This is a genomic window from Kocuria sp. APC 4018, assembly GCF_030407675.1.
GTDB lineage: Bacteria > Actinomycetota > Actinomycetes > Actinomycetales > Micrococcaceae > Kocuria > Kocuria rhizophila.
Map to the genome: position 1 here is coordinate 1 of NZ_JASDCY010000030.1, position 26,351 is coordinate 26,351.

Consider the following 26,351-nt stretch of genomic DNA (forward strand, 5'->3'; position numbering starts at 1 on the left):
CCCTACCCCCGAACCAACCGCTCTCGCGGCTTGACTCGGAACATAGGGACACCCCCCACGGCGCGCGCTGCGCCCCCACCACCACGGCGCAGTGGCGGGCGACGTCTCTGGCGAGGTGGTGCACTCGATGACCTGGGGGTTCTGATCCCTCCGGAAGGACCGGTGTGGGGCGCCGGAGTGTCTCTGCTTCTCATCGCGAACTGGTGTGCCCAGCCCCCGCCCGATCGCGCGGCTCAGGCCTGACAACAACAGAGCCCCGGTGTTCCCCGCAGCGGGGAGCACCGGGGCTCTGTCACGGGCGCGCTTCCTGACCCCGAAAGGGCGCCCGGGGCGCCGTCACACGGATCGGAACGCGGCGACGGAGTTGTGACCGCCGAACCCGAAGGAGTTGGAGATCGCGACCATGTCACCGGCTGGCAGCTCCCGCGCCGTGGTGACCACGTCCAGGTCGATGCGCGGATCCTGGTTCTCCAGGTTGATGGTGCAGGGCGCCATCCGCTCGGTCAGGGCGAGGACGGCCAGGACACCCTCCACGGCACCCGATCCGCCGAGCAGGTGGCCGGTCATCGACTTGGTGGCGGACACGGCCATCTGGTCCACGGCGTCCCCGAACGCCACACGCAGGGCACTCGCCTCGGGCACGTCGCCCACGGGGGTGGACGTGGCGTGGGCGTTGACGTGCTTGACGTCCGCGGGGGTGAAGTCCCCGGACTCCATGGCCTCCCGCAGGGCACGGGCTGGGCCGCCGTCCTCACCGGTGGCCGGAGCGGTGATGTGGAACGCGTCCGAGCTGAGCCCGGCACCGGCCAGTTCGGCGTAGATCCGGGCGCCACGCGCCTTGGCGTGCTCCTCGGACTCGAGGATCACCGCACCAGCGCCCTCGCCCATGACGAATCCGTCACGGTCCATGTCGAAGGGGCGGGAGGCCCGCTCGGGCTCGTCGTTTCGGCGGGACAGCGCCTGCATGGAGTTGAAGGCGGCCATGTTCATGGGGTGGATGGCGCTCTCGGCGCCCCCCACGATCATCACGTCCGCCTTGCCGGAGCGGATCAGCTGCAGACCCTGGAAGAAGGCCTCGGTCCCGGAGGCACAGGCTGACACGGGTGTGATGGCGCAGGCACGGGCCTTGAACTCCATGCTCACGGAGGAGGCGTTGCCGTTGGGCATGAGCATGGGAACCGTCATGGGCTTGACACGGCGGTGCCCCTTGGTGCGCATGGTGTCCCACCCGTCCAGGAGGGTCCACACACCACCGATGCCCGTGCCGAAGGCAACGCCCAGACGCAACGGGTCGACGTCGTCGCTGGAGTCCGCGTCCTTGCCGGAGAACCCGGCGTCGGTCCAGGCCTCGCGGGCCGCGGCCACGGACAGCTGGCCGGAAGGGTCCAGACGCTTGGCCTGCACGCGGGACACGACGTCCTCCGCGGGCTTGGGGCACTGCGCGCCGATGCGGACGGGGAGGTCGTACTCTTCGACCCAGTCCTCTTCGAGGGCGTGAACGCCCGAGACGCCCTGGAGGGCGTTCTTCCAGGTCTCCTGGACGTTCTCACCGATGGGCGTGATGGCACCCAGGCCGGTGACGACTACTTTGCGGGACATGTTCTGCACTTCCTCGTGTCCGAAATCGCAGGTGTTCCAGGAGCTGCTGCTGTCCAGCCACCTGGCGTGACGGCGGCGGCGCACCTCCTGCACAGGGGGTGCGCCACCGCTCGCCCAGGAATCAGGCCTGGGCGTTGTCGATGAAGTTGACGGCGTCCTCGACGGTCTTGAGGTTCTTGACCTCTTCGTCGGGAATGGTGACGTCGAACTTCTCCTCGGCGTTGACCACGATGGTCATCATGGAGATCGAGTCGATGTCGAGGTCCTCGGTGAAGGACTTGTCGAGCTGCACGGCTTCGGTCTCGAGGCCGGTCTCTTCGTTCACGATCTCTGCCAGGCCGGCCAGGATTTCGTCTTTGCTCGCCATTTCGGCTTCCTTTCGTTGAGGTCGCGCAACGCAACCGTTCTTCGTGACCACGGGGTTTCGGTGGAACCCCCGCTCGGAGCACCCGATCGCTCGGGCGGCCCGTGGACAAGAGGTGTGCGGTCTAACCCTACGACACCCCGGGGACTGGATCAGGGCAGGAGCACCACCTGTGCGCCGTACACCAGACCGGCCCCGAAGCCGATCTGCAGCGAGGGCTTGCCGGACAGTTCCGGGTGCTCCGCGAGCAGACGGTGGGTTGCCAGGGGGATGGAGGCCGCGGAGGTGTTTCCGGCCTCGGCGATGTCCCGGGCAACGATCACGGACTCGGGGAGCTTGAGCACCTTGGCCATCTGGTCGATGATCCGCATGTTGGCCTGGTGCGGCACGAACGCGGCGAGGTCCTCCGGGGCCAGGCCGGAGGCGTCCAGGGCCTCCTGAGCCACGCGGGCACCCTCCCACGAGGCCCAGCGGAACACGGTCGGCCCGTCCTGGCGCAGCGTGGGCCACATGGTGGCGTCCGGGTCCATCTCACCGGTCTCGGGATCCACGAGATCCTTGGCGAAGCTGCGCTGACCCCCGCGCTCGACGGCGCGGATGTCGGTGAGCGGGTGGGTCATGCGGATGGCGTCCCACTTGGAGCCGTCCGAGCCCCACACCGACGGACCGATCCCGGGGACGTCCGAAGGGCCGATCACCACGGCCCCGGCGCCGTCGCCGAGGAGGAAGGAGATGGAGCGCTCCGAGTTGTCGATCACGTCGGAGAGCTTCTCCACTCCGATCACGAGCACATTGGTGGAGTCACCGGAGCGCACGAGCGCATCCGCCTGCGCGATTCCGTAGCAGTACCCCGCGCACGCCGCGGAGACGTCGTACGCCGCAGCGGGCGTGGCTCCGAGCCGGTCCGCGAGCTTCGCGGCCAGGGACGGGGTGAGGTAGGGGAAGGACACCGTGGAGACGATGATCGTGCTCAGCTGGTCACCGGTGAGACCGGAGTTCTCGAGCGCCTCGCGTGCCGCGTGCTCCGCCATGTCCAGTACCGACACGTCAGCCGGGGCGCGGTGACGGGTGTGGATGCCGGTGCGCTTGACGATCCACTCGTCCGAGGAGTCGATCCACTGGCAGACGTCGTCGTTGGTCACGATCTCCGACGGCCGGTAGGCGCCGATGCCCAGGATGCGCGTGTGGGCGTGGGGAATGTTCTGTTTGATGGTCGCCACGGGAGGCCGACTCCTTCGATGGTGCGGATCTCAGCGAGTGCGGGTGGATCACCCTTCTCAGGCCAGCGTACTCCGCACCTGGTCCAGGTCCTGCGGGGTGTTGACCGCCGTTGCGGGGACGCCCTTGAGGCCCCTCTTGGCCAGTCCCACGAGGGTTCCGGCGGGCGGCAGCTCCACGATCTGCGTGACGTCCATGTCCGAGAGGGTGGCCATGCAGTCGTCCCAGCGCACGGGGCGGCACACCTGCTCCACGAGGGAGTCCAGGAACGCCGCGCCACTGGTGGTGCGGGCGCCGTCGTGGTTGCTCAGCAGCGCGTGCTCGGGGTCCCGGGGGGAGAGCTCGGGAACGAGGGTCCGCAGCGGCTGCAGTGCGGGGGCCATGTGCTCCGTGTGGAAGGCGCCGGCCACCTTGAGCCTGACCACCTTGGCACGGGTGGGCGGGTTCTCGGCGAGAGCGTCAAGCTGCTCGAGGGTTCCTGCTGCTACCACCTGACCGCCCCCGTTGGCGTTCGCGGCCGTGGCGCCCACGGCGGAGATGGCGGCGGCCACGTCCTCCGGGGTGCCGCCGAGGACGGCGGCCATGCCCGTGGGGGTTGCCGCGGCGGCGGCGGCCATCTCGGTGGCGCGGACCCGGACGAAGCGCATGGCCTCGGCCTCGGTCAGCACGCCAGCCAGGGCCGCGGCCGTGATCTCACCGACCGAGTGCCCGGCGAGCACCACGTCGGAGCGTCCCTCGAGCTGCGGGGCGATCAGCCGCCCAGCGAGCAGTCCTGCGGCGACGATCAGCGGCTGGGCCACCGCGGTGTCCTTGATGGTGTCCTCGTCCGCCTCGGTGCCGTAGTGCGCGAGGTCCAGCCCGGCGGCGTCGGAGAGCTGCGCGAGGTGCTCGGGAACGCCCGGCACGGCCAGCCACTCGGTGAGGAATCCTGGTTTCTGTGACCCCTGACCGGGGCAGACGAGTGCAATCACCCGTTCATTCCACCAAGTCAGGGGGCCTCCGCGGCACACCGGGCCGCACCAAGCCGGGCAGGGGGATTTGTGGCTTCCCTACAAGCCGATGTCAGTCGGTGCTCGACAGCCGCCCCGCGAGCAGGGCGCAGTGCAGCACGAAGGCGTCCCGGGGGAGCAGAGGGTCCCAGCCGGTGATGTCGCTGACGCGCCGGAGTCGGTACCGCACGGTGTTCGCGTGGACGAAGAGCTCGCGCGCCGTGGCCTCCAGGGAGTGTCCCACGCTGAGGTAGGTGGTGAGGGTGTCCACCAGGCCGGTGGAGGAGGCGGACAGCGGCTCCCAGACGGCGTCGACCATGGCGGTGAGCGCCAGCGGGTCCCCGCTGATGGCCCGCTCGGGCCACAGGTCCTCGGAATCCGTGGGGCGGGGTGCCTGGGGCCAGGCCGCGACCGCTCGAAGTCCCGCGTTGGCGCGGTCCGCCGACTCCTTGGCCTCGAACACGGTGGCCACGGGGGGACCGTGGACCACGGGACCCTCCCCGAACACGCTCGTGAGCCGGGACAGGGACCGGGCCCCGTCCTTGAGACCACCGAGGACGAGGACCAGCCGGTCGGTCTGGATGGCCACCAGGCACTCCGCCGCGTGGCGCTCGACGACGCGCCGGATCCGTTCCACGCCGGCGGGCCCGTTGGTGCTCGGCGCGCGTCCCACCACCACGGTCACGTCCCCCCGGTCCGTCCAACCCAGCGCCGAGACCCGGGAGCGCAGGTTGTCCGAGTGGTCGCCCCGCAGGATGCCGTCCACCACGAGGGACTCGAGGCGGGCGTCCCACGATCCGCGGTTCTCGGCAGCCTTGGCGTAGACGTCCGCGGCGGCGAACGCGACCTCGCGGGAGAACCGCAGCACGGCCTCGCGCAGGGCCACCTCGTCGTTGTGCTGCGCGAGCTCGGGAACCTTCTCCTCCACGACGTCCACGACGATCCGCAGCACCTGCAGGGCGTTCTGCAGGGTGATGGACCGGGTCAGCTCCGTGGGGGCCTGCTTGAAGATCTCCGTGAGCACCCACACCGGCTCCTTGGGGTTCTCGTACCAGCGCACGAAGGACGCGATGCCGCGCTGCGCCAGCAGACCCAGCTCGGACCTCTCGTCCGGGCGCAGTTCCGAGAACCACGGCAGGGTGCTCCCGAGCCGCTGAACCGCCACCGTGGAGACCTGCCCGAGGTTGGCCTTGAGGTTCTCCAGGGTCCTGGGGTGCGGTGCGGCCTGCTGACGACCGCGCAGGGGCCACGTCACCCGGCGGGAGGTGCGGGGCTTGCGGGGTGCGGACCCGGAGGCGTCGGTGGGCATGAGACGAGGGTAGTCGATGCCCTGCACGGTTCCCCGAGCCCGGGGCCCAGCGCCGGCCGCGCCCCGGGCTCGGGCCCGCACCGGAACGACGCCGCCCCCGCGCCGTGAGGGGCGCGGGGGCGGTGGGTCGGTGATGCGGGACGGCTCAGGCGTCGCCCCCGGCGTTGCCGGAGGTGCCGGCAGCGGGGTCCGTGAGCTTGTACCGCGTGAGCGCCTCGGCCGGGGCGGACCAGTCGATCTCGCCGCGCTTGGCGAGCATCTCCAGGGTCCGCACCACCATCGAGTGGGCGTCGATGGTGAAGAACCGGCGGGCACCGGCCCGGGTGTCGGCGAACCCGAAGCCGTCGGCGCCCAGGGAGGCCCAGTCGTTGGGGACGTACTGCCGCACGGAGTCCGGCAGCTGGGAGGCGTAGTCGCTCGTGGCGACCACAGGACCTGTGGCACCGGCCAGTGCCTGGGTGATGTAGGGCGTGCGGGCACCGGACTCGGGGTCCAGGAACGCGTCCTGCTCGGCAGCCATGGCGTCACGACGGAGGTTGGTCCAGGAGGTCACGGACCACACGTCTGCGGAGACGCCCCACTCGTCGGCGAGGATCTGCTGGGCCTCGAGCGCCCACGGGACACCCACGCCGGAGGCGAGCAGCTGGGCGCGCGGGCCCTCGGTCTCCGCCGGCTTGAGCAGGTAGATGCCGTTGACGATGCCGTCCACGTCCACGTTCTCGGGCTCCGCGGGCTGGTGGATGGGCTCGTTGTACACCGTGAGGTAGTACATGACGTTGTGGTCCTCGTCGCTCGTGCCGTACATGTGCTCCAGGCCGCGCTTGACGATGTGCGCGATCTCGTAGCCGTAGGCCGGGTCGTAGTGGATCACCGCGGGGTTGGTGGAGGCGAGGATCGGGGAGTGCCCGTCCGCGTGCTGCAGTCCCTCGCCGGTGAGCGTGGTGCGCCCGGCGGTGGCGCCGATCACGAACCCGCGGGCCATCTGGTCCGCAGCCGCCCAGAACTCGTCACCCGTGCGCTGGAACCCGAACATCGAGTAGAAGATGTAGACCGGGATCATGGTCTCGCCGTGGGTCGCGTAGGACGTGCCCGCCGCGGTGAAGGCCGCGGTGGCGCCGGCCTCGTTGATCCCGGGGTGCAGGATCACACCCTGGGCCGACTCCTTGTACGCGAGCATCAGCTCGCGGTCCACGGAGAGGTAGTTCTGCCCGTTGGGGTTGTAGATCTTGGCCGTGGGGAAGAACGAGTCCATGCCGAAGGTGCGGGCCTCGTCGGGGATGATCGGCACGATGCGGTGACCGAAGTCCTTCTCGCGCATCAGGTCCTTGAGGATGCGCACGAAGGCCATGGTGGTGGCCGCCATCTGCTTGCCCGAGCCCTTCTTGCCGGAGGCGTAGGCGCGCTCCGAGGGCAACGTGATCTCCTTCTGGGGGTGCGGACGGTCCGGGACGAATCCGCCCAGCTCCTTGCGGCGCTCCAGCATGTACTTGATCTCGGGGGAGTCCGGGCCCGGGTGGTAGTACGGGGCGTTGTAGAGGTCGGACTCCAGCTGCTCGTCCGTGATGGGAATGCGCAGGTGGTCGCGGAAGGCCTTGAGGTCCTCCAGCGTGAGCTTCTTCATCTGGTGCGTGGCGTTGCGCGCCTCGAAGTGCGGGCCCAGGCCGTAGCCCTTGATGCCCTGCGCCAGGATCACGGTGGGCTGGCCCTTGTGCTCCAGCGCCGCCTTGTACGCCGCGTAGACCTTGTTGTAGTCGTGGGCGCCGCGCTTGAGGTTCCAGATCTGCTCGTCGGTGTAGTCCGCCACGAGCTCCTTGGTGGCAGCGGACCGGGCGAAGAAGTGGTCGCGCACGAAGCCGCCGGACTCCGCCTTGAAGGTCTGGTAGTCGCCGTCCAGGGTCTCGTTCATGATGCGCACGAGTTCCCCGGTGTGGTCAGCCTCGAGCAGGGCGTCCCACTCGCGGCCCCACACGACCTTGATGACGTTCCAGCCGGCACCCCGGAAGAACGCCTCCAGCTCCTGGATGATCTTGCCATTGCCGCGCACGGGGCCGTCGAGACGCTGCAGGTTGCAGTTGACCACGAAGGTCAGGTTGTCCAGCTTGTCGTTGGCCGCGAGCTGCAGCACACCGCGCGACTCGGGCTCGTCCATCTCGCCGTCGCCGAGGAACGCCCAGACGTGCTGCTCGGAGGTGTCCTTGATCCCGCGGTTGTGCAGGTAGCGGTTGAACTGCGCCTGGTACACGGCGTTCATGGGCCCGATGCCCATGGACACGGTGGGGAACTGCCAGAAGTCGGGCAGGCTGCGCGGGTGGGGGTAGGAGGGCAGGCCGTTCGGGGCCTTGGTCTTCTCCTGGCGGAACCCGTCCAGCTGCTCCTCGGTGAGGCGGCCCTCGAGGTACGCGCGGGCGTAGTTGCCGGGGGAGGAGTGGCCCTGGAAGAACACCTGGTCGCCGCCGCCGGGGTGCTCGGGACCGCGGAAGAAGTGGTTCAGGCCCACTTCGTAGAGGGTGGCCACGCCGGCGTAGGAGGAGATGTGACCGCCCACTCCGACGCCGGGGCGCTGCGCGCGGTGGACCATGACGGCCGCGTTCCAGCGCAGGAAGGCACGGTAGCGGCGCTCGATCTCCTCGTCACCGGGGAACTCGGGCTCCTGGTCCACGGGGATGGTGTTGACGTAGTCGGAGGTGGTGACCATGGGGACACCCACGGAGTGCGTGCCGGCGTGCTGCAGCAGGGCGCGCATGATGTACTGCGCCCGCGCCGTGCCCTGGGCCTGGATCAGCGCGTCGAAGGACTCGATCCACTCCTGCGTCTCCTGCGCGTCCGCGTCCTGGAGATTGTTCGTCAAGCCACTCAGAATGTGGTGATTGCTGTCGGAAGACACGAGAACCTCTCTATCGTCAGCTCCGTGTGCTCGGGGTGCCCGGTGGCGGAGCGGTGTGTCAGGCGTCGGGTGGACGGAGACGTGTCCGCCCCCGTGGTCCTTTCATGGTGTCACAGGCTACGGCCCGGGGGATTGCCCCGGCGGCGTTCTGCGCGTCACATCTCTGCACCGCCACTCTCCTGGCCGTCCCCGGGGGACAGCGCAACCCGTGGTGATTTGGCGGCGGGCCCGCGCCGTGGCTTGAACGTGGCGCTAAACCAGTGTTGTCTTTATTACGCACCGTCGACGCTCCCGTCACGGTGGGTACGGGCCCGGACCGCCGATCGGCGGTCAACCGGGGACCCGCACGACACAGCTGAGAAGGAGAGACACGGTGAGCGAGGCGAAAGCCCCCGAGGAGAGCATTGCGGAGCAGCTGAACCTGAAGGACGGCGACTACGTCCAGGAGTTCGGCTACGACGACGACGTCGATGCGGACCTGCGGGAGCGGATCGAGGCGGCCATCGGCTCTGAGCTGTTCGACGAGGACGCGCAGGAGGTCGTGGACGCCGTGGTGCTGTGGTGGCGCGACGGCGACGGTGATCTCGTGGACGAGCTCGTCGACGTTCAGACCACCCTCGACGACGGCGGCGTTGTCTGGCTCCTGACCCCCAAGGCCGGCCGCGAGGACCACGTCTCTCCCGCCGACATCCAGGAGGCCGCCTCGACCGCGGGCCTCCACGTCACCAGTGCGGCGCGCGTCTCCTCCGACTGGACCGTCTCGCGACTGGCCCCCAAGCGCAACTTCTGAGGTGCCCGGCCACCCGCCGGCCGCGCCGTGGGAAAGGACGACATGAGCGACATCGGATCCGCAGCACCGGACTTCTCGCTGACCAACAGGGACGGCGAGATCCGCACGCTCGCGCAGTTCCGGGGTGCGCCGGTGGTGCTGGTGTTCTTCCCGTTCGCGTTCTCGCCCATCTGCACGGACGAGCTGTGCCACCTGCAGGACCACACCGACACGTTCGAGGAGTTCGGTGCCACGGTGCTGTGCGTGTCCACGGACAGCCACCACTGTCTCGACGCCTTCGCCCGGCAGGAGTCCTACGACTTCGAGATGCTCTCGGACCACTGGCCCCACGGTGAGGTGGCGCGGTGCTACGGCGTGTTCGACGAGCAGGAGGGGTGCGCCCGGCGGCACACGATCACGGTGGACTCCCAGGGCGTGGTCCGGGACGTCAGTGCCGCGGACATGACCGAGTCCCGCTCGTGGGAGCGGTTGCGCACCGTCCTCGAGAACCTCCCCCGGTCCTGAGATGCCGGCGCGGGTGCTGCGTGCCGGGTACGGCACGCCCGTGGACCGGGACCTGTTCCCGGACCCCCATGCCCTGGACGCCCGCGCGGGGCTGCGTCCCGTCCACGAGCTGCTCGTGGGGCGCAGGATCGCCGTCCTCACGGGAGCTGGGGTCAGCACGTCCTCCGGGATCCCCGACTACCGGGGACCCGATGCGAAACCCCGCAACCCCATGACCTACCAGGAGTTCATCGCGGACGTGGGCAACCGCCGCCACTACTGGGCGCGCAACCAGTTCGGCTGGCACTTCGTGGCGCGAGCCGAGCCGTCAGCGGCGCACACGGCTCTGGCCACCCTGGAGACGGCAGGCGCCGTGGACGGGATCATCACCCAGAACATCGACCGCCTGCACCAGAAGGCGGGATCACTCGCGGTCGTGGACCTGCACGGGACCTACGCGTGGGTCGTGTGCACCTCGTGCCGCTCGCGCTTCCCCCGGGAGGAGGTCTCGCGCTACCTCGACGAGCTCAACCCCGGCTTCTACGACGGCATGGACTCCGCGGCGGACGTGGAGTACGCCCCGGACGCCGATGCCACCGTGGAGCACACCGCGGGGTTCCGGGTCTGGGACTGCCCGGTCTGTCAGGGGGTGCTGAAGCCGGACGTCGTGTTCTTCGGGGAGAACGCCACGGCACTGAACGTGGCGCTGGCCCGACGGATGGTAACGCACGCGGACGCCCTGCTGGTGGCCGGCAGCTCCCTCACGGTGAACTCGGGCAGACGCTACGTCAGGCAGGCCGCCCGGGAGGGCAAGCCCGTGGTGATCGTCAACCACGGGGTGACCGGCGCGGACGAGCTGGCCACGCTCAAGGTGGATGCCCGGGTGGGGGAGTTCCTCACAGATCTCGCATCCCTGCTGGTGCCTTGAATCCGGTGCTTGCCCCCGCCCGGAGGAGCACATAGACTCAAACCACGAGACCCCGGGGGTCTGCGGAGGGGAAGCCGCGGATGTCATCGGGGTCTCGCTCTGTCTGCAGTGCCCGTTCCGTGTCCGCACGGTGGCGGCACCGACTCCGAAGGCCCCGCATCCGTGAGGACGCGGGGCCTTCGGAGTTCACCGGGTGCTCAGTCGACGGGGTCGATGACCGGCTTGGCGGCCTGGGCGCCGCGGCACTGCTGGGCCCACAGGGCCGCACCCACGATGCCCGCGTTGTTGCGCAGGGCGGCGATCTCCACCGGCGTGCGCAGCTCGAGGTAGGGGAGGAACTTCTCCGAGTTCTTGGACACGCCGCCGCCGATGATGAACAGCGACGGGGAGAACAGGAACTCCACGTGGGAGAAGTAGCGCTGGAGCCGCTTGGTGGCCCACTTCTTCCAGGGCAGCTGCTCGCGTTCGCGCGCGGCCGCGGAGGCGCGGGTCTCGGCGTCGTGGCCGTCGATCTCCAGGTGGCCGAGCTCGGCGTTGGGCACGAGCTGACCGTTGAGGATCATGGCCGAGCCGATGCCGGTGCCCAGGGTGATCACCATGACCAGCCCCTCCTTGCCCTTGCCGGCACCGTAGTGCGCCTCGGCGAGACCGGCGCCGTCGGCGTCGTTGAGCGCCTCGACCTCGCGACCCAGGGTCTCGGTCATCAGTGCGTCCACGTCCGTGTTGATCCAGGACTTGTCCACGTTCGCGGCGGACAGGGCCACGCCGTTCTTGATGATCGCGGGGAACACGATGCCCACGTTGCTGTCCGGTGCCGGGGCCTCCGGCCGGGACTGCAGCTCGTCCACGATCTGGCGCACCACGTCCGCCACCGCCTCCGGGGTGGCCGGGTGCGGCGTGGGGATCCGGAAGCGCTCGCCCACGAGCTGGCCGGTGGCGAGATCCACGATCCCGCCCTTGGTGCCGGTACCACCAATGTCGATTCCAATGCCGTACTGCGAGACGACACCCTGCGGAGTACCTGAGCTCATGAACGGTCCCTTCGGTTCACGGTCTGACGCTGTTCCGGGGCGGCGGAGTTCTCCCGCTCGCCCCGTGCCTTCGAGTTTACGGGCCGACGTGCGCGGATCACGGGAGGGTGAGGATCTCCACGCCGTCCTCGGTCACGACCATGGTGTGCTCGTACTGCGCGGTGCGCATGCGGTCGTGCGTGGTGATGGTCCAGTCGTCCTCCCACTGGTCCCACGCGATGGTTCCCAGGGTCAGCATGGGCTCGATCGTGAAGATCATCCCGGGGACCATCTCGGTGCTGTAGGACGGGGCGGCGTCGTAGTGCGGGACGATCAGCCCGGTGTGGAACTCGCGCCCCACGCCGTGGCCGGTGAAGTCCCGCACCACGCCGTAGCCGAAGCGCTGGGCGTACTTCTCGATGACCCGGCCGATCACGTTGATCTCGCGACCAGGGCGGACGGCCTTGATGGCGCGGTTGGTGGCTTCGAGCGTGCGCTCGACGAGCAGCCGCGAGTCCTCGTCCACGTCCCCCACCAGGAACATGGCGTTGGTGTCCCCGTGCATCCCGTTCTTGTAGGCGGTGACGTCCAGGTTGATGATGTCCCCGTCCTCGAGCACCGTGGAGTCCGGGATGCCGTGGCAGATGACCTCGTTGAGAGACGTGCAGATGGACTTGGGGAAACCGCGGTACTCCAGGCAGGAGGGGTAGGCCCCGTGGTCGCACATGTACTCGTGGGCGATCCGGTCCAGCTCGTCCGTGGTGACCCCCGGCTTCGCCTCGGCACCCGCGGCCTGCAGGGCGCGCGCCGCGATCTGCCCCGCCTCACGCACGAGCTCGATCTCCTCCGGGGTGTAGACGTTGGACGCACTGCCCTCGTCCGGTTCGGTCCGCCCCACGTACTCCGGGCGCTCGATGCCGCGCGGCACGGGCCGCAACGGGGAGAGCGAGCCGGGGCGCAGCGCGCCGATCGGGGCGGTGGATCCGGGAGCTGGGGCGAGGTTGTGGCTGGTCACGATGGGTCGATGCCTCCTGCGGCGGTGGACTGGTGTGCTCCGGGGCGTCGGTGCCTCCCGGGGACCTGATTCACCAACTAGCCTAAGCCTTGGGTCCCGGGCTCGTTCCGCCCGGGTGTTCGCGACCCGCCTCCCGGCGGGCAGACGGCGCGCCGCGCCGGAGAGAGAGGCAGCACATGGCCGAGTACTGGTTCAACCTCTACACCAAGCAGGTGGAGGAGGGCCCGCAGGACGACTACCGCAAGCTCATGGGCCCCTACGCCACGCGCGAGGAAGCGGCCAGGGCACTGGAGCACGCGGCGGAGAACACCAAGCGGTGGGACGACGAAGACGCCGCGTTCCAGGGCGACTGAGCCCGGGAGGGGGCGGGCGGCGTCGTCACCCGCGGTAGGTGTGCTCCTCCGCGGGGAACGCTCCCGAGCGCACGTCCGCCACGTAGGCGGACACGGCGTCGCCCGCGACCCGCGCGAGATCGGCGTACTGGCGCACGAACCGCGGCATGTGCCCGGTGCGCAGCCCCAGCATGTCCTGCCACACGAGCACCTGCCCGGTAGTCACGTTCCCCGCGCCGATGCCCACGGTGGGGATCTCCAGCGCGTCCTCCACCGCGGTAGCGGCGTCCGCGGACACCATCTCCAGCACCACGGCGAAGCACCCGGCGTCCTGGACGGCGCGGGCGTCCCGGAGCAGCTGTTCGGCGGCCCCGCCGCGGCCCTGGATGCGGAAGCCGCCCAGCGCGTGCTCCGACTGCGGGGTGAAGCCCACGTGCCCCATGACCGGGATCCCCGCGCGGACCACTGCGGCGATGTGCTCCGCCACGACCTCACCGCCCTCGAGTTTGACGGCGTGCGCGCCGGTCTCCTTCATGATCCGCGCGGCGCTGCGCACGGCCTGGGCGGGGGACTCCTCGTAGGAGCCGAACGGCAGGTCCACCACCACGAGCGCCCGCTGCACGCCTCGCACCACCGCCGCCGCGAACACGACCATGTCCTCCAGGGTGACCGGGAGCGTGCTCTCGTGGCCCAGCACGGTGTTGCCCAGCGAGTCGCCCACGAGCAGCACGTCCACGCCGGAGCGGTCGAAGATCCCGGCGGTGAGGACGTCGTAGCTGGTGAGCATCGAGAACTTCTCGCCCGCGTCCTTGGCGCGCCGCAGGTGCACGGTGCGCACGCGCTTGACGTCGGCGAGGGCGGGTGTCACAGGGGTCCCGGGAACGGGCTGGGAGTCGGTCATCGCTCCAGCCTACCGGCCGTCGGGACGGCGTTGCGGTGGGGATCCGCGGTGTGCACGACGCCGGTCGACCACCTCCCGCACCCCGCGGCACCGCCGCGCGGGGCGGGATTCTCCGGCCGCGTCCGTGGGCCTGGAAACCCCGGGTTCCCCGGCCGCGTGCCTCGGCCCGGAACACCGGGTTCATCATCTGGTGGGTGCCAGGACGACTCCGCACCGGGCGGCTACGACGAGGCGGGCACCGAGCTCGAGGCGCTCTGACCGGGATGTCGGCGCGGGCCGATACAGTGGGGCCTGGCTCCGTCGGGTGCGCGCACCCGGACACCGAGCTCGTGAACCGCTGTGCCGCAGCCCCGAGGAATCCGAGGTGGACCCATGGACCGTCAGCAGGAATTCGTTCTCCGCACCATCGAGGACCGGGACGTGCGCTTCGTGCGGCTCTGGTTCACGGACGTCGTGGGCACCCTGAAGTCCATCGCGCTGGCCCCGGCGGAGGTGGAGTCCGCGTTCGAGGAAGGTCTCGGCTTCGACGGCTCCTCGATCGAGGGACTGTCCCGGGTGTTCGAGTCGGACATGCTGCTGCAGCCGGACCCCTCCACGTTCCAGCTGCTGCCGTGGCGCGGCGAGGACGAGCCCACGTCCCGCATGTTCTGCGATCTCAAGACCCCGGACGGTGAGCCCTCCGCCGCGGATCCCCGGGGCGTGCTCAAGCGGGTGCTCGCCAAGGCCTCCGACATGGGGTTCACGTGCTACACCGCGCCGGAGATCGAGTTCTACCTGCTGCGCTCCCCGGAGCTGGACCCCCGCACGGGGGAGCCCGTGCCCGTGGACTACGAGGGCTACTTCGACCACGTCCCCGGCGGCGTGGTCCAGGACTTCCGGCGCCGGGCGGTGAGCATGCTGGAGGCCGTGGGGATCTCCGTGGAGTTCTCCCACCACGAGGCCGGGCCGGGACAGAACGAGATCGACCTGCGCTACGCGGACGCCCTGCAGACCGCGGACAACATCATGACCTTCCGCACCGTGGTCCGGGAGGTGGCACTGTCCCAGGGCAGCTACGCCACGTTCATGCCCAAGCCGTTCTCCCGCCACCCCGGCTCCGGCATGCACACGCACTTCTCCCTGTTCGAGGGGGACACCAACGCCTTCTACGAAGCCGGGGCGGAGTTCCGGCTCTCGGACACCGGCCGCCACTTCATCGCCGGACTGCTGCGCCACGCGCCGGAGTTCACCTCCGTGACCAACCAGTTCGTGAACTCGTACAAGCGGCTGTGGGCCGGGGACGAGGCGCCGTCCTACATGTCCTGGGGCCACAACAACCGTTCCGCGCTGGTGCGCGTGCCCCTCTACAAGCCGGACAAGGTGCAGTCCTCGCGGATCGAGTACCGCGGCATCGACTCCGCCACCAACCCGTACCTCTCCTACGCCGCGCTCATCGGCGCGGGGCTCAAGGGGATCGAGAACGAGTACGAGCTGCCGCCCGTGGAGATGGACGACGTCTTCTCCATGAGCAGCGCCGAGCGCCGGGCCGTGGGACACAAACCCCTGCCGTCCAGCCTGCACGATGCCATCGGGCTCACCGAGGAGTCCGAGTTCATGGCCGAGCTGCTGGGGGAGCAGGTCTTCGAGTACTTCCTGCGCAACAAGCGCCGCGACTGGGACCAGTACCGCCAGGAGGTCTCCCCGTACGAGCTGCGCACCAACCTGGGCATCCTGTAGGCGCCGGCAGTGAGCACCGGGAGCGGGGGAACCGCGGGACAGGGCGCCACGGCCAAGGAGTGCGCGGAGACGATCTCCGCGAAGCAGCTGATCGGCGTGGGCTTCGCGGACGTGACCAACGCGCGGCGGTGGCTGGGCTTCCCAGAGCTCGACGCCGTGGACCTGCCGCGGCTGCTCGAGGGGCTGGCCCACGCGGCGTCGCCGGACGTGGCGCTGCAGCTGATCGTGCGGCTGATCGAGCAGCACCCGGAGGTGGCGCGGCGCGTGACCGGGGATCCCGCGGACTCCGAGACGATGTTCCGGCTGCTGGGGGCCTCCGAGGCGCTCGGTGAGTTCCTGCTGCGCGCTCCCGAGAACCTCGACCTGCTGGACATCCGCCCCGAGGACCAGCCGGGCGCAGAGCAGCCGGACGCACTGCGCAGAGAGCTGCTCGGGTCCGTGGGCGCGGATCCGGACGCGGGGACACCCGTGGCCACCGTAACGGGCCAGGAGGCGCAGAAGGCGCTGCGCGTGGCCTACCGCCGGGGTCTGGCGCGGGTGGCCATCCGGGACGTGGGCGCCCTGGACCCGGTGGCGTACATGCCCGCCGTGGGCCGCCAGCTCGCGGACCTGGCGGGGGCAGCGCTCGAGGCGGGACTGGCCGTGGCCCGTGCCCAGGCCCACGAGCGCTGGGACCCCGCGCTGGTGGAGCAGGTGCGTCTGGCCGTGATCGGCATGGGCAAGTGCGGCGCGCGCGAGCTGAACTACATCTCGGACGTGGACGTCGTGCACGTCATGGAGACCCGCGCGGCGGAGTCCGGAGAGGTGCCCGACGAGAACACGGCCACCGAGATCGCCACGGAGCTCGCGCACCAGCTGGCCCAGGCCATGATGGCCACCGGTCCGGAACCCGCCCTGTGGGAGGTGGACGCGAACCTGCGCCCCGAGGGCAAGGACGGGCCGCTGGTGCGCACACTGGACTCCCACGTGCGCTACTACAAACGGTGGGCGAAGTCCTGGGAGTTCCAGGCCCTGCTCAAGGCCCGGTGCGTGGCCGGGGACCGTGAGCTGGGGGAGCGCTATGAGGACGCGATCGCCCCCTTCATCTGGTCCTCCGCGGAGTGCGAGGGCTTCGTGGAGTCCGTGCAGGCCATGCGACGCCGCGTCACGGAGAACATCCCCGAGGCGGACCGGGACCGCCAGATCAAGCTCGGGCCCGGCGGGCTGCGGGACGTGGAGTTCACGGTGCAGCTGCTGCAGCTCGTGCACGGTCGAGGCGACGAGACAGTGCGGACGCGCGCCACCACGGACTCGCTCGCGGCACTGTCCTCGGGCGGGTACATCGGGCGCAAGGACGCCGAGGAGTTCGGGCGCAACTACCGGTGGCTGCGGCTGCTGGAGCACCGGATCCAGCTCTTCCGGCTGCGCCGCACCCACCTGATGCCCCGCGACGAGCGGGAGCTGGCGGTGATCGCCCGCTCGATCGACGGCGCCACGGAGGGCAGCCACCCCACCGCGGCCAAGCTCGTGGAGCGGTGGTCGGGGCTCAAGCGCAGCGTGCGCTCGATGCACGAGCGGATCTTCTACCGCCCGATGCTCGCGGCGCTCGCCAACGCCCCGGCGGACACCACGCTCACCACGGACTCCGCACGGGACCGCCTGGCGGCGCTGGGCTACCAGGACACCCGGGCCGCGATGCGGCACATCGAGGCGCTGTCCCGTGGTGTCAGCCGGCGGGCCGAGATCCTGCGGACCCTGCTGCCGGTCCTGCTCGACTGGCTCGCCGAGGGCGTGGACCCGGACGCCGGTCTGCTGAACCTGCGCCGGGTGTGCGAGTCCCTGGGCACCACCCCGTGGTTCCTGCGCCTGCTGCGGGACTCCAACGCCGCCGCAGAACGGCTGTGCAGCATCCTCTCCAGCTCCCGCTACGTCTCCGACCTGCTGGAGGTCTCCCCGGAGTCCACCGCCTGGCTGGGGGACGACTCCCTGCTGGCCACCCGCAGCCTGGAGGACCTGGGGGTGGAGATGCGCTCGCAGCTCACACGGCACCGGGATCCGGACGAGGCCATCCGGGCGATTCGGCAGATCCGGCGGCGCGAACAGCTGCGGATCGCGCTCGCGGACACGAGCGGCGTCGCCGACGTGGAGACCACGGTGGCGGGACTCTCCGACGTGGACCAGGCCACCGTGATGGCCGCGCTGCACCTGGCCCAGAAGGAGTACGAGGCCGAGCACGAGGGCGAGCTGCCCGCAAAGCTGCTGGTGGTGGCCATGGGCCGCCAGGGCGGGCGGGAGATCGGCTTCGGCTCGGACGCGGACGTGGTGTACGCCTACGAGCCCGTCGAGGGGGCGGACGCGGGGGAGGCGCAGACCGCGGCGGAGGCCGTGCTGAACCGCATGGTCAAGCTGCTCAAGCAGCCGTGCACGCCGCCCATCCAGGCCGAACGGGTGCTGGAGATCGACAACGACCTGCGTCCGGAGGGACGCTCGGGCGCGAAGGTGCGCTCGGTGGCCTCCTACGCGGAGTACTACGAGCGATGGGGCGAGACCTGGGAGTTCCAGGCCCTCACCCGCGCCCGGTTCATGGCCGGTTCCGAGGACGTGGCCCGCGCGTTCTTCCGCGTGGTGGATCGCCACCGCTACCCGGCCGAGTTCACGGACCGTCAGCTCGTGGACATCCGACGCATGAAGGCCCGGGTGGAGAGCGAGCGCATGCCCCGCGGCGCGGACCCCCTGCGGCAGGTCAAGCTCGGCCGCGGCGGGCTCTCGGACGTGGAGTGGCTCGTGCAGCTGCTGCAGCTGCGGCACGGTCACGAAGTCCCGGAGCTGCGCACCACGTCCACGCTTCCCGCACTGCACGCGGCGGTCGCGGCGGAGCTCGTGGGGCCCGAGGACGCCTCGATCCTGGAGCACGCGTGGAAGCTCGCCACGGACATCCGCAACGGCAACGTGCTGCGCTCGGGCCGCGCCTCGGACTCCGTGCCGTCGCGGCGCGCCGACCTCGAGGCCGTGGCGCGGTGGATCGGGTACGAGCCCGGTTCCGCCACCCAGCTGGAGGAGGACTACCTGCGGATCACCCGGCAGTCGCGTTCGGTGTTCGAGCGGCTGTTCTACGGCCGCTGAGGGACGACGCCGCCGCACGGACCCCACCGGGGCGGGCGTCGGGGATGAGGACTCGCATGAGCCGTGGCACTGACCGCGTGGTCCTGCGCCCGGCCCGCGCGGAGGACGTGGGTGCGATTGCTGCGCTCGTGTCGGCCGCCTATGCCCCGTACATCTCGCGCATGGACCGGGAACCGGCACCACTGACCGCGAATTACGGTGGCCTCGTGGCGCGGGGGCGGGTGACCGTGGCGGTGGCGAGCGGGGAGGTGGTCGGGGTCCTCGTCACGGTGGCGCAGCAGCACCACCTGCTCGTGGACAACGTGGCCGTGGCCCCCGAGACCCAGGGTTGCGGAGTGGGGCGGAGACTGCTGGAGCACGCCGACGCGCAGGCGCGCTCCCTCGGGCTGGACGAGCTGCGCCTCTACACGAACGCGGCGATGACCGAGAACCTGCGGTTCTACCCGCGCCACGGGTACCGCGAGACCGGTCGGCACCGTCACGAGGGGTTCGACCGCGTCTTCTTCACCCGGCGCCTCGGGTGACGGGTCCCGGGGTCGTTCCAGGAGGCGTCACGCCTGCCGGCGAGTCATTCCGGTCTCAGAGGCGGCCGTTGGTACCGTCCTGGAAGGCGACGTCCCGCGAACCCACCTGGCGCGACACCGAGAGGTGACCGCCCAGGTACCCGCCGAGACCCGCTGCGGACATGGCCCCCACGGCGAGCACACGCCCCATGCCGTGGCGCCCGGAGCGTCGAGCGAGCCACGAGCCGGCCTGCAGCCCGGTGGCGACGCCGTTGGCGCCGGCGTGGACCACGGTCACGCGCCGGTCGCGCTGCTGGAGCCCGGAGTACTCGGCCCACCCGGTGAGCGCGGAGGGCACCGCAGACAGCACGCCGACACCCGTGAGCAGCCGCGCCGCGCGGCGCTCGTCCGGCCCGCCCAGAACGTCCAGGGCGAGCGCGCTCAGCCACGTGCCCATGGGGACTTCGATGAGCAGCGGGTGCAGCGCGTGCCCCAGGCGCTTGCCCCGCAGCAGTTCGCGGACGCCCTCGTTGACCGTGGCCACCGTGGAGAGGACGTCCGCGGCGCGGACCACCGGGTCCAGGGCCCGCGCGTTCTCGAGGGCGCGTACGGCCGGGGTGAGAAAGCTCTCCGGGGTGGCAGAGGTGTGAACGTGCTGTGAGGTGGTCATGGCAGAACCTCTCGTCGCTGACGGTGTGAGGCCATCTTGGCACTGTCAGGATCGTAGTGCTCCACCCCTGTGGATGCTGTGCGTGGCCACCACCGCCCTGCGTCGGTGTGTTTCCCGAGTCTCGACACATGAGCGAACACAGGGGGGGTGGGCCACGAGGATGGCCCGTGTCAACGAGACCGATTCCACCATGCTCTGACCAGGCGTTTCGTGGTGCCCCAGCAGGGAGTCGAAAACGCCGTCCGCGCGTGTCCCTTGACGGTACGGCTCGGAACGACGCGGAACGCGGCTAACCCGATACGGGCCGAGGCACCGGGCTCGTTGACGCGGTCAACACGCCTGCGCTCGAAACTGTGACGGGCCGGTAGCCGCCCAAAGCGAGAGGAGCGGTATTGCCGTAGCAGCACCCCTCCTTGCAGGCCTCACATCTTGGTTCACGCGACTTTCGCGTAGTTCTCCCTGACAAAGTACCGGGCATGAGTGCGCCGAACGTCGTCCAAGGACGGCGCGATGACGGAGACGATCTCGACATCGGGATCCCTGTTCGTCGCCTCTCGGGACATGCGATCCTCGAAGGCAAGGTCGGCACCGTTGTCTTGGAGGTAGGGCGTCACCCTACAGTTGCCAGTACTGCGGCTGTACTGGATCACGAATCCAGGCATGTTGTGGGTCCTTTCGTGTGCTTGTCCACCATAGACCAATCCCGACTTGGGATCGCCTCAACTAGCCGCTGGCGCACCCACTCGAGGTGGTGCTCCACCTTCGCGCCGAGCTCTCCGAGATGCCGTTCGATTCCTTCGAGGTCGGCGGCTACTTCAAGTTTGGCGGGGTTCTGCAGTCGTTCGACCCGTGTCATCTGGGTGAAGAGTTTGACTTGCTGCGCTTCGTACCGAGCGATCAAGTCGACAGAGATCTCTTCCACGAGCTGGACGATCTGAGCCAGATGTTTGTCTCGAGGGATGCCCCCGTACCGGATCTCCCGACCCACCTTGTCCGCCAGAGTCTCGTAAAGGTTCGCCCAGCGACCCTGGAGAGAGGTTCTAACTTGTACTTCGATCGGACAGGCCCCTGGTGGACGCAGGATTACATGCACCGCCCGGTACCCGGCATGATCCCCGCTCCTACGATCAAGCACTTCGGCAGGCACACCACCATCCAGATTATGCGCCACGATCGACTGGACCACGGCGTCCTGCTGATCAAGTCTCATGTCAGCCTCGAACCGGACCCCAGCGACATCTTGGATGCTGGGCAACTTGTAGTCAGGCTGCCGCTGCAGCTTGTCCCGCAACGTTTCTTCAGTCTTGAATCGACCGGTGATCGAGGGATGCTGGGGGCCTAGAAGGGGCTCCCAGTCAGAGGCAATCAAGAACCGCTGGGCTTCACCCACCAGTCTGTTGTACCAGGCCATGACTTCTACGTAAGTTGGGACCCCCGCGGGCACCTCTGTGGAGTCTCGGATGGACTTCCCCAGCGCCTTGAGTTTGGCCTTACTCCAGGGGCAAGGTGTGTACCTCGGACCCGGTGTCAGGGGTACGGCATCAGTCGACAAGTTGGCCATAGATCCAAGCTACCCCCACACCCGGGGTACTTCCTCAGCGGCTAAGACATATCACCCCTTGACTCCGCGATCTCCGCGGTGCTCGCGCGCTGCAGGCGGTCAGCGAGCGCGCGTTCCGTGACGCCGAGCTCTTGGGCGAGATGCCACGAGCCTAGCTGTGAGCCGGCATGCGCGGTGACGGCCGCCCAGGGGGTAAGCAGAGGCGCGGTGTCCGCGCGTACTTGGTCCTCGACGGGGGGCGGCTCATGCCGGTTGTGACCGCGGGCGAGGTGGATGAGTTCCTGGGTGAGGGTGCAGCGGGCTTCGACGGCCGTGAGGTGCTAGGCCAGCCAGATCTGCCGACCATCGGCGGATCCACTGAGGTGCCACAGGGGCATGCGGGTGACCTCGATGACGCGTTCGTCGGTGACTACCCAGGGGCCGAACAGCCATGCGATTGTCGTTGTGAGCGAGGATACGCATGGGGCGGGGCCTGGGATGATCCCGGGCCCCGCCCCATGCGTGGTGCTGGCAGTGCGCGCTGACTACGGCGTGTCGGTGCAGGTGGCGATCGAGTAGGCGCCGGTCGCGGTGTTCTCCTGGACCTTCTTGCCGTCACGCGTGAGCTTGCAGGTCACCTTCGCGTCAGCCGAGCCGGACTTGTCCTGCACGGTGACCGTGAAGAAGTCCGAGCTCTTGGCGCTCACGGTCTCGGTCCAGGTCGTACCAATCTCGGCAGTGCTCATGGATCCACCGGCACCGTAGGACGCAGTCGCGGACTCCGAGGCCGTAGCAGCGACTTGCAGCTGGTCCTTCCCGCTCGCGGCCCCGTCACTGCTCCCGCCCTCTGCCGACTCGCTCGGAGTGCTGGACTGGATGGAATCGTTCACCGTCTTCGCCGCGCCACCGATCAGCGTGGCGCAGCCGGCGAAGAGCAGGATCAGCAGCAGAACGATGCCGCCCACGATCCACGGCCACTTCTTCCGCTTCTTCTTCGGCGGCTCCTGGTAGTAGCCCTGCTGGCCGTAGGGCTGACCGCCCTGATGGGGGTAGCCATTTTGCGGCTGGTGGTTCTCCGGCTGGCCCTCGGGGCCGGGACCGTTGACGGGGGTGCTCATGGTGTTCTCCCTGATGTGATGTGATGTGCGTGGCGGATCGTTCATGCAATAGCAAACGAGTGCGTGCGCACAAACCTACCGGGGCCCTCGTGCTGCCGGTGGTCGGCGTCACATCGTGTCGCGAGTGGGTCAGGCCCCGCCGGTCTGCGTCCGCGTCAGCATCCTGTGCGTCCCGCATGGCCCGGCGTAGCTGGGGGAGTTGTGCGCTGCACGCGCCACATCAGAGGCCATTTCAGGTGACCGGGCGCACCGTCAAACAACACGTCGTCATCGTGCGCCGGGCTTTTCCCGGCGCGCTTCCGTGCTCGGGTCCTGCTCGTGTTCTCTGTCGTCGTGTTCATGGGTGCTCGCCGTTCGCATGGCACGGACGACCGCGAGGAGGAGCCCGCAGTCGTGGTCCGCGAGGTGGTACTCGGCGCGAACAGCGTCCTTGGGTACCCGATCGGAGCTGGTGTCTGCGGTGAGACCCATGGAGGCCAGAGCTGCGCGGCCCACAACGTGCTGCGGTAGGCCGAGTGCGACAGCGTCGCCGCGGAGCTGGTCTCCGCTGAACGTCTTCACCTCGTCGCGTGCGAGCTCGCCTCACCGGGACTTGTTGAGTCCGGTGCCGGCGGGGGAGCGGCCCTCGAGGTCTCGGTAGGGCCAGCCGTTGCTGTTCCTCCGCCGCTACATGATCGGCGGGGGGTTGCTGACGTGTTCACGGGATCATCCTGACGAGTCCATCTGGCGGGGAGCGAGGCGCTCGCTGTCGGCATCACGCCAGAGCACCGCCCACCCGGTCGTGCCTTCTTTGCGCACGCGCTCTCGGATGCTCGCCATCGTCCTGAGCATAGGGCCGTGTCAACGAGACCGATTGCACCATTCTCTGACTAGGCGTTTTGTTGTGCCCCAGGAGGGAGTCGAACCCCCGACCAAGAGATTAGAAGGCTCCTGCTCTATCCACTGAGCTACTGGGGCGTGCCGCGCGCAGCGATCATCCAGTTTAGCAACGCGGCGGGTGCCCGCCGCGCACTCGCGTGCGGTGCGCCCTGCACAGTCCTGACGACGACGCCACTCGGCCGTGGGGTCTCCCCAGAGGCGTCGCGCAGCGCTCGCGGCGGCCCCGGTGCACCGGACAGTGGGAGCACCCCGTACCGGGGTTCACCGACCACACCGGGGGATGCTCCCGGTAGGTCACGAGACGAGGAGCACCTCATGAGCGAGCACGTCACCCTGCGCGGATTCGTGGGCAAGGACCCGGAGTCGCGGCTGTTCGAGGACGGCACTATGGTGGCCAGGTTCCGCCTGGCCACCACCACCCGGCGCTTCGACGCCGCCAGCAACACGTGGCAGGACGGCACCACCAACTGGTACACCGTCCGGTGCTTCCGCTCCCTGGCCATGCACGTGATGGCCAGTGTGCGGCGCGGGCACCCCGTGGTGGTCACGGGCAAGCTCGGCATCAACGAGTGGCAGTCGGAGACAGGGCCCCGCACCGTCGTGCAGGTGGACGCGGCTGCGGTGGGCCACGACCTGAGCTTCGGCACCGCCAACTTCTCCCGCTCGGGTGGGCGGTCCCAGCGCCCCGAGCAGACCGAGGGCACACAGGCCCGGGACGAGGAGGACGACCGCGCCGGGGACGGCACGGGCGGCGTCGCCCACCACGACTCCGGAACCGAGCACGGCGAGCGGTTCCGCGATGCGCAGTCACTGGGTCTGGCGGAGAACGGCTTCGTGGACGTGACCTCGGGCGCGGTCATCGCCGTGGACGAGGACGACCACACCTTCGACGGTCTGGGCGACCGGAACGGCGACGCCGGCGGTGGGAACACCGAGGCGGAGCTCTCGGAGCCCGAGGACAGAGAGCCTGCCTCCGCAGTCTCCTGACGGACCACCGAAACCGTGGACACCCCCGGTTGCTCTGGCGCGTGAGGTGGCCGGACCGCGGGGTGGGCGTGTGGCTGATCCGCCGCGAGGTCCACGGGGGTGTCCCGGGCATGAGCGGGGCGCCTCCGGCCGGGTCCGTGGCACCGGCCACACCGCCGCAGCCCCTGCGGGGATCGTGGCTCGCGGGGGCACGGCGGCGCGGTAGCCTGGAGGGCATGGCGGAATTTATCTACACCATGAACAAGGCCCGCAAGAAGGTGGGCGACAAGGTCATCCTGGACGACGTCACCATGTCGTTCTTCCCGGGCGCCAAGATCGGCGTCGTGGGCCCGAACGGCGCGGGCAAGTCGACCATCCTGAAGATCATGGCGGGGCTGGACCAGCCCTCCAACGGTGAGGCCCGGCTGAGCCCCGGCTACTCCGTGGGCATCCTGCTGCAGGAGCCCCCGTTGAACGAGGAGAAGACGGTCCTCGGCAACGTGGAGGAGGGCGTGGGCGAGATCAAGTCCAAGCTCGACCGCTTCAACGAGATCTCCGCGGAGATGGCCGAGCCGGACGCCGAATTCGACGCCCTCATGGAGGAGATGGGCAAGCTGCAGGAGGAGATCGACGCCGCGAACGCGTGGGATCTCGACTCGCAGCTCGAGCAGGCGATGGACGCCCTGCGCTGCCCCCCGCCGGACGCGGACGTCAAGGTGCTCTCCGGTGGTGAGCGCCGCCGCGTGGCGCTGTGCAAGCTGCTGCTGGAGAAGCCGGACCTTCTGTTGCTGGACGAGCCCACCAACCACCTGGACGCCGAGTCCGTGCTGTGGCTCGAGCAGCACCTCGCGAGCTACCCCGGTGCCGTGCTGGCCGTGACCCACGACCGGTACTTCCTGGACCACGTGGCCGAGTGGATCTGCGAGGTGGACCGCGGCCGCCTGTACCCGTACGAGGGCAACTACTCCACCTACCTGGACACCAAGGCCAAGCGCATGGAGGTCCAGGGCAAGAAGGACGCCAAGCAGGCCAAGCGCCTCAAGGACGAGCTCGAGTGGGTGCGTTCCAACGCCAAGGGCCGTCAGACCAAGTCCAAGTCCCGTCTGGCCCGCTACGAGGAGATGGCGGCCGAGGCCGAGAAGACCCGGAAGCTGGACTTCGAGGAGATCCAGATCCCGCCGGGACCGCGCCTGGGCAACCAGGTGATCGAGGCCACGGACCTCAAGAAGGGCTTCGGCGACCGCTCCCTCATCGACGGCCTCTCGTTCTCGTTGCCGCGCAACGGCATCGTGGGCGTGATCGGCCCTAACGGCGTGGGCAAGTCCACGCTGTTCAAGACCATCGTGGGCCTTGAAGAGCTGGACGGCGGCGAGCTCAAGGTGGGCGACTCCGTGCAGATCTCCTACGTGGACCAGGGCCGCGCCAACCTGGATCCGGAGAAGACCCTCTGGGAGGTCGTCTCGGACGGGCTGGACTACATCAACGTGGGCAAGGTGGAGATGCCGTCCCGCGCGTACGTCTCCGCCTTCGGTTTCAAGGGCCCGGACCAGCAGAAGAAGGCCGGTGTGCTCTCCGGCGGTGAGCGCAACCGCCTGAACCTGGCCCTGACGCTGAAGCAGGGCGGCAACCTGCTGCTGCTGGACGAGCCCACCAACGACCTCGACGTGGAGACCCTCGGCTCGCTCGAGAACGCCCTGCTCGAGTTCCCCGGCTGCGCCGTAGTGGTCTCCCACGACCGGTGGTTCCTGGACCGCGTGGCCACCCACATTCTCGCGTGGGAGGGCACCGAGGAGAACCCGGACAACTGGTACTGGTTCGAGGGCAACTTCGAGGCGTACGAGGAGAACAAGGTGGAGCGTCTGGGCGCCGAGGCCGCGCGTCCCAAGCGCCTCACGCACCGTCGCCTCACGCGCGACTGACGGCTTCGCCCGGTCCACCGCACGACGACGCCGCCGGTCACCGCCCGCACCACGGTGGGTTCCAGCGATCCCCGCAGCACCCTGCATGCCAGGGAGTTGCGGGGATCGTGTCGTGA

General features: G+C 69.4%; 22 protein-coding genes and 1 tRNA gene. 9 read left to right on the forward strand and 14 right to left on the reverse strand.

The genetic code is table 11. The annotated features are described in order from the left end of the window. Positions 1–336 precede the first annotated feature (336 nt). The 6 genes from QL985_RS07075 to aceE all read right to left on the reverse strand — a co-directional run bounded on the left by QL985_RS07075 (position 337) and on the right by aceE (position 8,363). Positions 337–1,599: a beta-ketoacyl-[acyl-carrier-protein] synthase family protein gene (locus tag QL985_RS07075; RefSeq protein ID WP_239356022.1), complete on the reverse strand. Its 1,263-nt coding sequence runs from the start codon at positions 1,597–1,599 to the stop codon at positions 337–339. A 121-nt stretch (positions 1,600–1,720) separates the two neighbouring features. Continuing rightward, entirely contained in the window at positions 1,721–1,966 is a 246-nt protein-coding gene (locus QL985_RS07080) for an acyl carrier protein (protein WP_019308987.1), read from the reverse strand. Between the two features lie 149 nt (positions 1,967–2,115). Further along, complete coding sequence (locus QL985_RS07085; protein WP_047978129.1) at positions 2,116–3,183, reverse strand: beta-ketoacyl-ACP synthase III; 1,068 nt, start codon at positions 3,181–3,183, stop codon at positions 2,116–2,118. A gap of 57 nt (positions 3,184–3,240) precedes the next feature. Continuing rightward, on the reverse strand, positions 3,241–4,152 hold the full coding sequence (locus tag QL985_RS07090) for an ACP S-malonyltransferase (protein ID WP_259905433.1): 912 nt from the start codon (positions 4,150–4,152) through the stop codon (positions 3,241–3,243). A gap of 91 nt (positions 4,153–4,243) precedes the next feature. Then, positions 4,244–5,479, reverse strand: a complete 1,236-nt coding sequence (locus QL985_RS07095) for a helix-turn-helix domain-containing protein (RefSeq protein ID WP_259905431.1) — start codon at positions 5,477–5,479, stop codon at positions 4,244–4,246. A gap of 145 nt (positions 5,480–5,624) precedes the next feature. Next, the gene (gene aceE / locus QL985_RS07100) at positions 5,625–8,363 is read right to left on the reverse strand and encodes a pyruvate dehydrogenase (acetyl-transferring), homodimeric type (protein WP_259905429.1); all 2,739 of its coding nucleotides are present in this window, start codon (positions 8,361–8,363) and stop codon (positions 5,625–5,627) included. 373 nt (positions 8,364–8,736) lie between these two features. On the opposite strand from aceE, the gene QL985_RS07105 reads away from it, so the two are divergent. Genes QL985_RS07105 through QL985_RS07115 form a run of 3 tightly spaced genes read left to right on the forward strand, consistent with a single transcriptional unit; the run spans position 8,737 to position 10,564 of the window. Then, complete coding sequence (locus tag QL985_RS07105) at positions 8,737–9,153, forward strand: DUF3052 domain-containing protein (RefSeq protein ID WP_019308992.1); 417 nt, start codon at positions 8,737–8,739, stop codon at positions 9,151–9,153. A 42-nt stretch (positions 9,154–9,195) separates the two neighbouring features. After that, positions 9,196–9,657, forward strand: coding sequence for a redoxin domain-containing protein (locus QL985_RS07110; protein ID WP_039100517.1), 462 nt, complete (start codon positions 9,196–9,198; stop codon positions 9,655–9,657). A gap of 1 nt (position 9,658) precedes the next feature. Then, positions 9,659–10,564: a Sir2 family NAD-dependent protein deacetylase gene (locus QL985_RS07115; protein WP_082019216.1), complete on the forward strand. Its 906-nt coding sequence runs from the start codon at positions 9,659–9,661 to the stop codon at positions 10,562–10,564. 197 nt (positions 10,565–10,761) lie between these two features. Here QL985_RS07115 and ppgK read toward each other — a convergent pair whose 3' ends face one another. Together ppgK and map are read right to left on the reverse strand one after the other, a co-directional pair. After that, positions 10,762–11,595, reverse strand: coding sequence for a polyphosphate--glucose phosphotransferase (gene ppgK / locus QL985_RS07120; protein ID WP_039100518.1), 834 nt, complete (start codon positions 11,593–11,595; stop codon positions 10,762–10,764). A gap of 97 nt (positions 11,596–11,692) precedes the next feature. Beyond that, positions 11,693–12,589, reverse strand: a complete 897-nt coding sequence (gene map, locus QL985_RS07125) for a type I methionyl aminopeptidase (protein ID WP_047978125.1) — start codon at positions 12,587–12,589, stop codon at positions 11,693–11,695. A 176-nt stretch (positions 12,590–12,765) separates the two neighbouring features. Here map and QL985_RS07130 point away from each other — a divergent pair, with 176 nt between their 5' ends. Beyond that, a complete protein-coding gene (locus QL985_RS07130; protein ID WP_019308997.1) occupies positions 12,766–12,942 on the forward strand; it encodes a hypothetical protein in 177 nt (58 codons plus the stop codon). Between the two features lie 25 nt (positions 12,943–12,967). Here QL985_RS07130 and panB read toward each other — a convergent pair whose 3' ends face one another. Continuing rightward, complete coding sequence (gene panB, locus QL985_RS07135; protein WP_059281352.1) at positions 12,968–13,822, reverse strand: 3-methyl-2-oxobutanoate hydroxymethyltransferase; 855 nt, start codon at positions 13,820–13,822, stop codon at positions 12,968–12,970. A 372-nt stretch (positions 13,823–14,194) separates the two neighbouring features. On the opposite strand from panB, the gene QL985_RS07140 reads away from it, so the two are divergent. The 3 genes from QL985_RS07140 to QL985_RS07150 are packed head-to-tail and all read left to right on the forward strand — an operon-like array spanning position 14,195 to position 19,164. Continuing rightward, a complete protein-coding gene (locus QL985_RS07140) occupies positions 14,195–15,538 on the forward strand; it encodes a glutamine synthetase family protein (RefSeq protein WP_019308999.1) in 1,344 nt (447 codons plus the stop codon). Positions 15,539–15,547: 9 nt separating this feature from the next. After that, the gene (locus QL985_RS07145; RefSeq protein ID WP_235586644.1) at positions 15,548–18,640 is read left to right on the forward strand and encodes a bifunctional [glutamine synthetase] adenylyltransferase/[glutamine synthetase]-adenylyl-L-tyrosine phosphorylase; all 3,093 of its coding nucleotides are present in this window, start codon (positions 15,548–15,550) and stop codon (positions 18,638–18,640) included. Between the two features lie 56 nt (positions 18,641–18,696). Then, positions 18,697–19,164: a GNAT family N-acetyltransferase gene (locus QL985_RS07150; RefSeq protein WP_039100521.1), complete on the forward strand. Its 468-nt coding sequence runs from the start codon at positions 18,697–18,699 to the stop codon at positions 19,162–19,164. A 55-nt stretch (positions 19,165–19,219) separates the two neighbouring features. Here QL985_RS07150 and QL985_RS07155 read toward each other — a convergent pair whose 3' ends face one another. The 5 genes from QL985_RS07155 to QL985_RS07175 form a co-directional block, all read right to left on the reverse strand. Further along, positions 19,220–19,813, reverse strand: a complete 594-nt coding sequence (locus QL985_RS07155; RefSeq protein ID WP_039100522.1) for a DUF2231 domain-containing protein — start codon at positions 19,811–19,813, stop codon at positions 19,220–19,222. Between the two features lie 434 nt (positions 19,814–20,247). Further along, a complete protein-coding gene (locus tag QL985_RS07160) occupies positions 20,248–20,463 on the reverse strand; it encodes a hypothetical protein (protein WP_201024640.1) in 216 nt (71 codons plus the stop codon). Beyond that, a complete protein-coding gene (locus QL985_RS07165) occupies positions 20,460–21,224 on the reverse strand; it encodes a hypothetical protein (protein ID WP_259905424.1) in 765 nt (254 codons plus the stop codon). Before QL985_RS07165 ends, QL985_RS07160 begins: the two co-directional genes overlap by 4 nt. 674 nt (positions 21,225–21,898) lie before the next feature. Then, a complete protein-coding gene (locus QL985_RS07170; protein WP_052239175.1) occupies positions 21,899–22,471 on the reverse strand; it encodes a hypothetical protein in 573 nt (190 codons plus the stop codon). A gap of 884 nt (positions 22,472–23,355) precedes the next feature. Next, positions 23,356–23,428 (reverse strand) — tRNA-Arg (locus tag QL985_RS07175). Between the two features lie 237 nt (positions 23,429–23,665). On the opposite strand from QL985_RS07175, the gene QL985_RS07180 reads away from it, so the two are divergent. Together QL985_RS07180 and ettA are read left to right on the forward strand one after the other, a co-directional pair. Beyond that, the gene (locus QL985_RS07180; RefSeq protein WP_039100536.1) at positions 23,666–24,337 is read left to right on the forward strand and encodes a single-stranded DNA-binding protein; all 672 of its coding nucleotides are present in this window, start codon (positions 23,666–23,668) and stop codon (positions 24,335–24,337) included. A gap of 215 nt (positions 24,338–24,552) precedes the next feature. Continuing rightward, complete coding sequence (ettA, locus tag QL985_RS07185) at positions 24,553–26,235, forward strand: energy-dependent translational throttle protein EttA (RefSeq protein WP_059281354.1); 1,683 nt, start codon at positions 24,553–24,555, stop codon at positions 26,233–26,235. Positions 26,236–26,351: the final 116 nt, after the last annotated feature.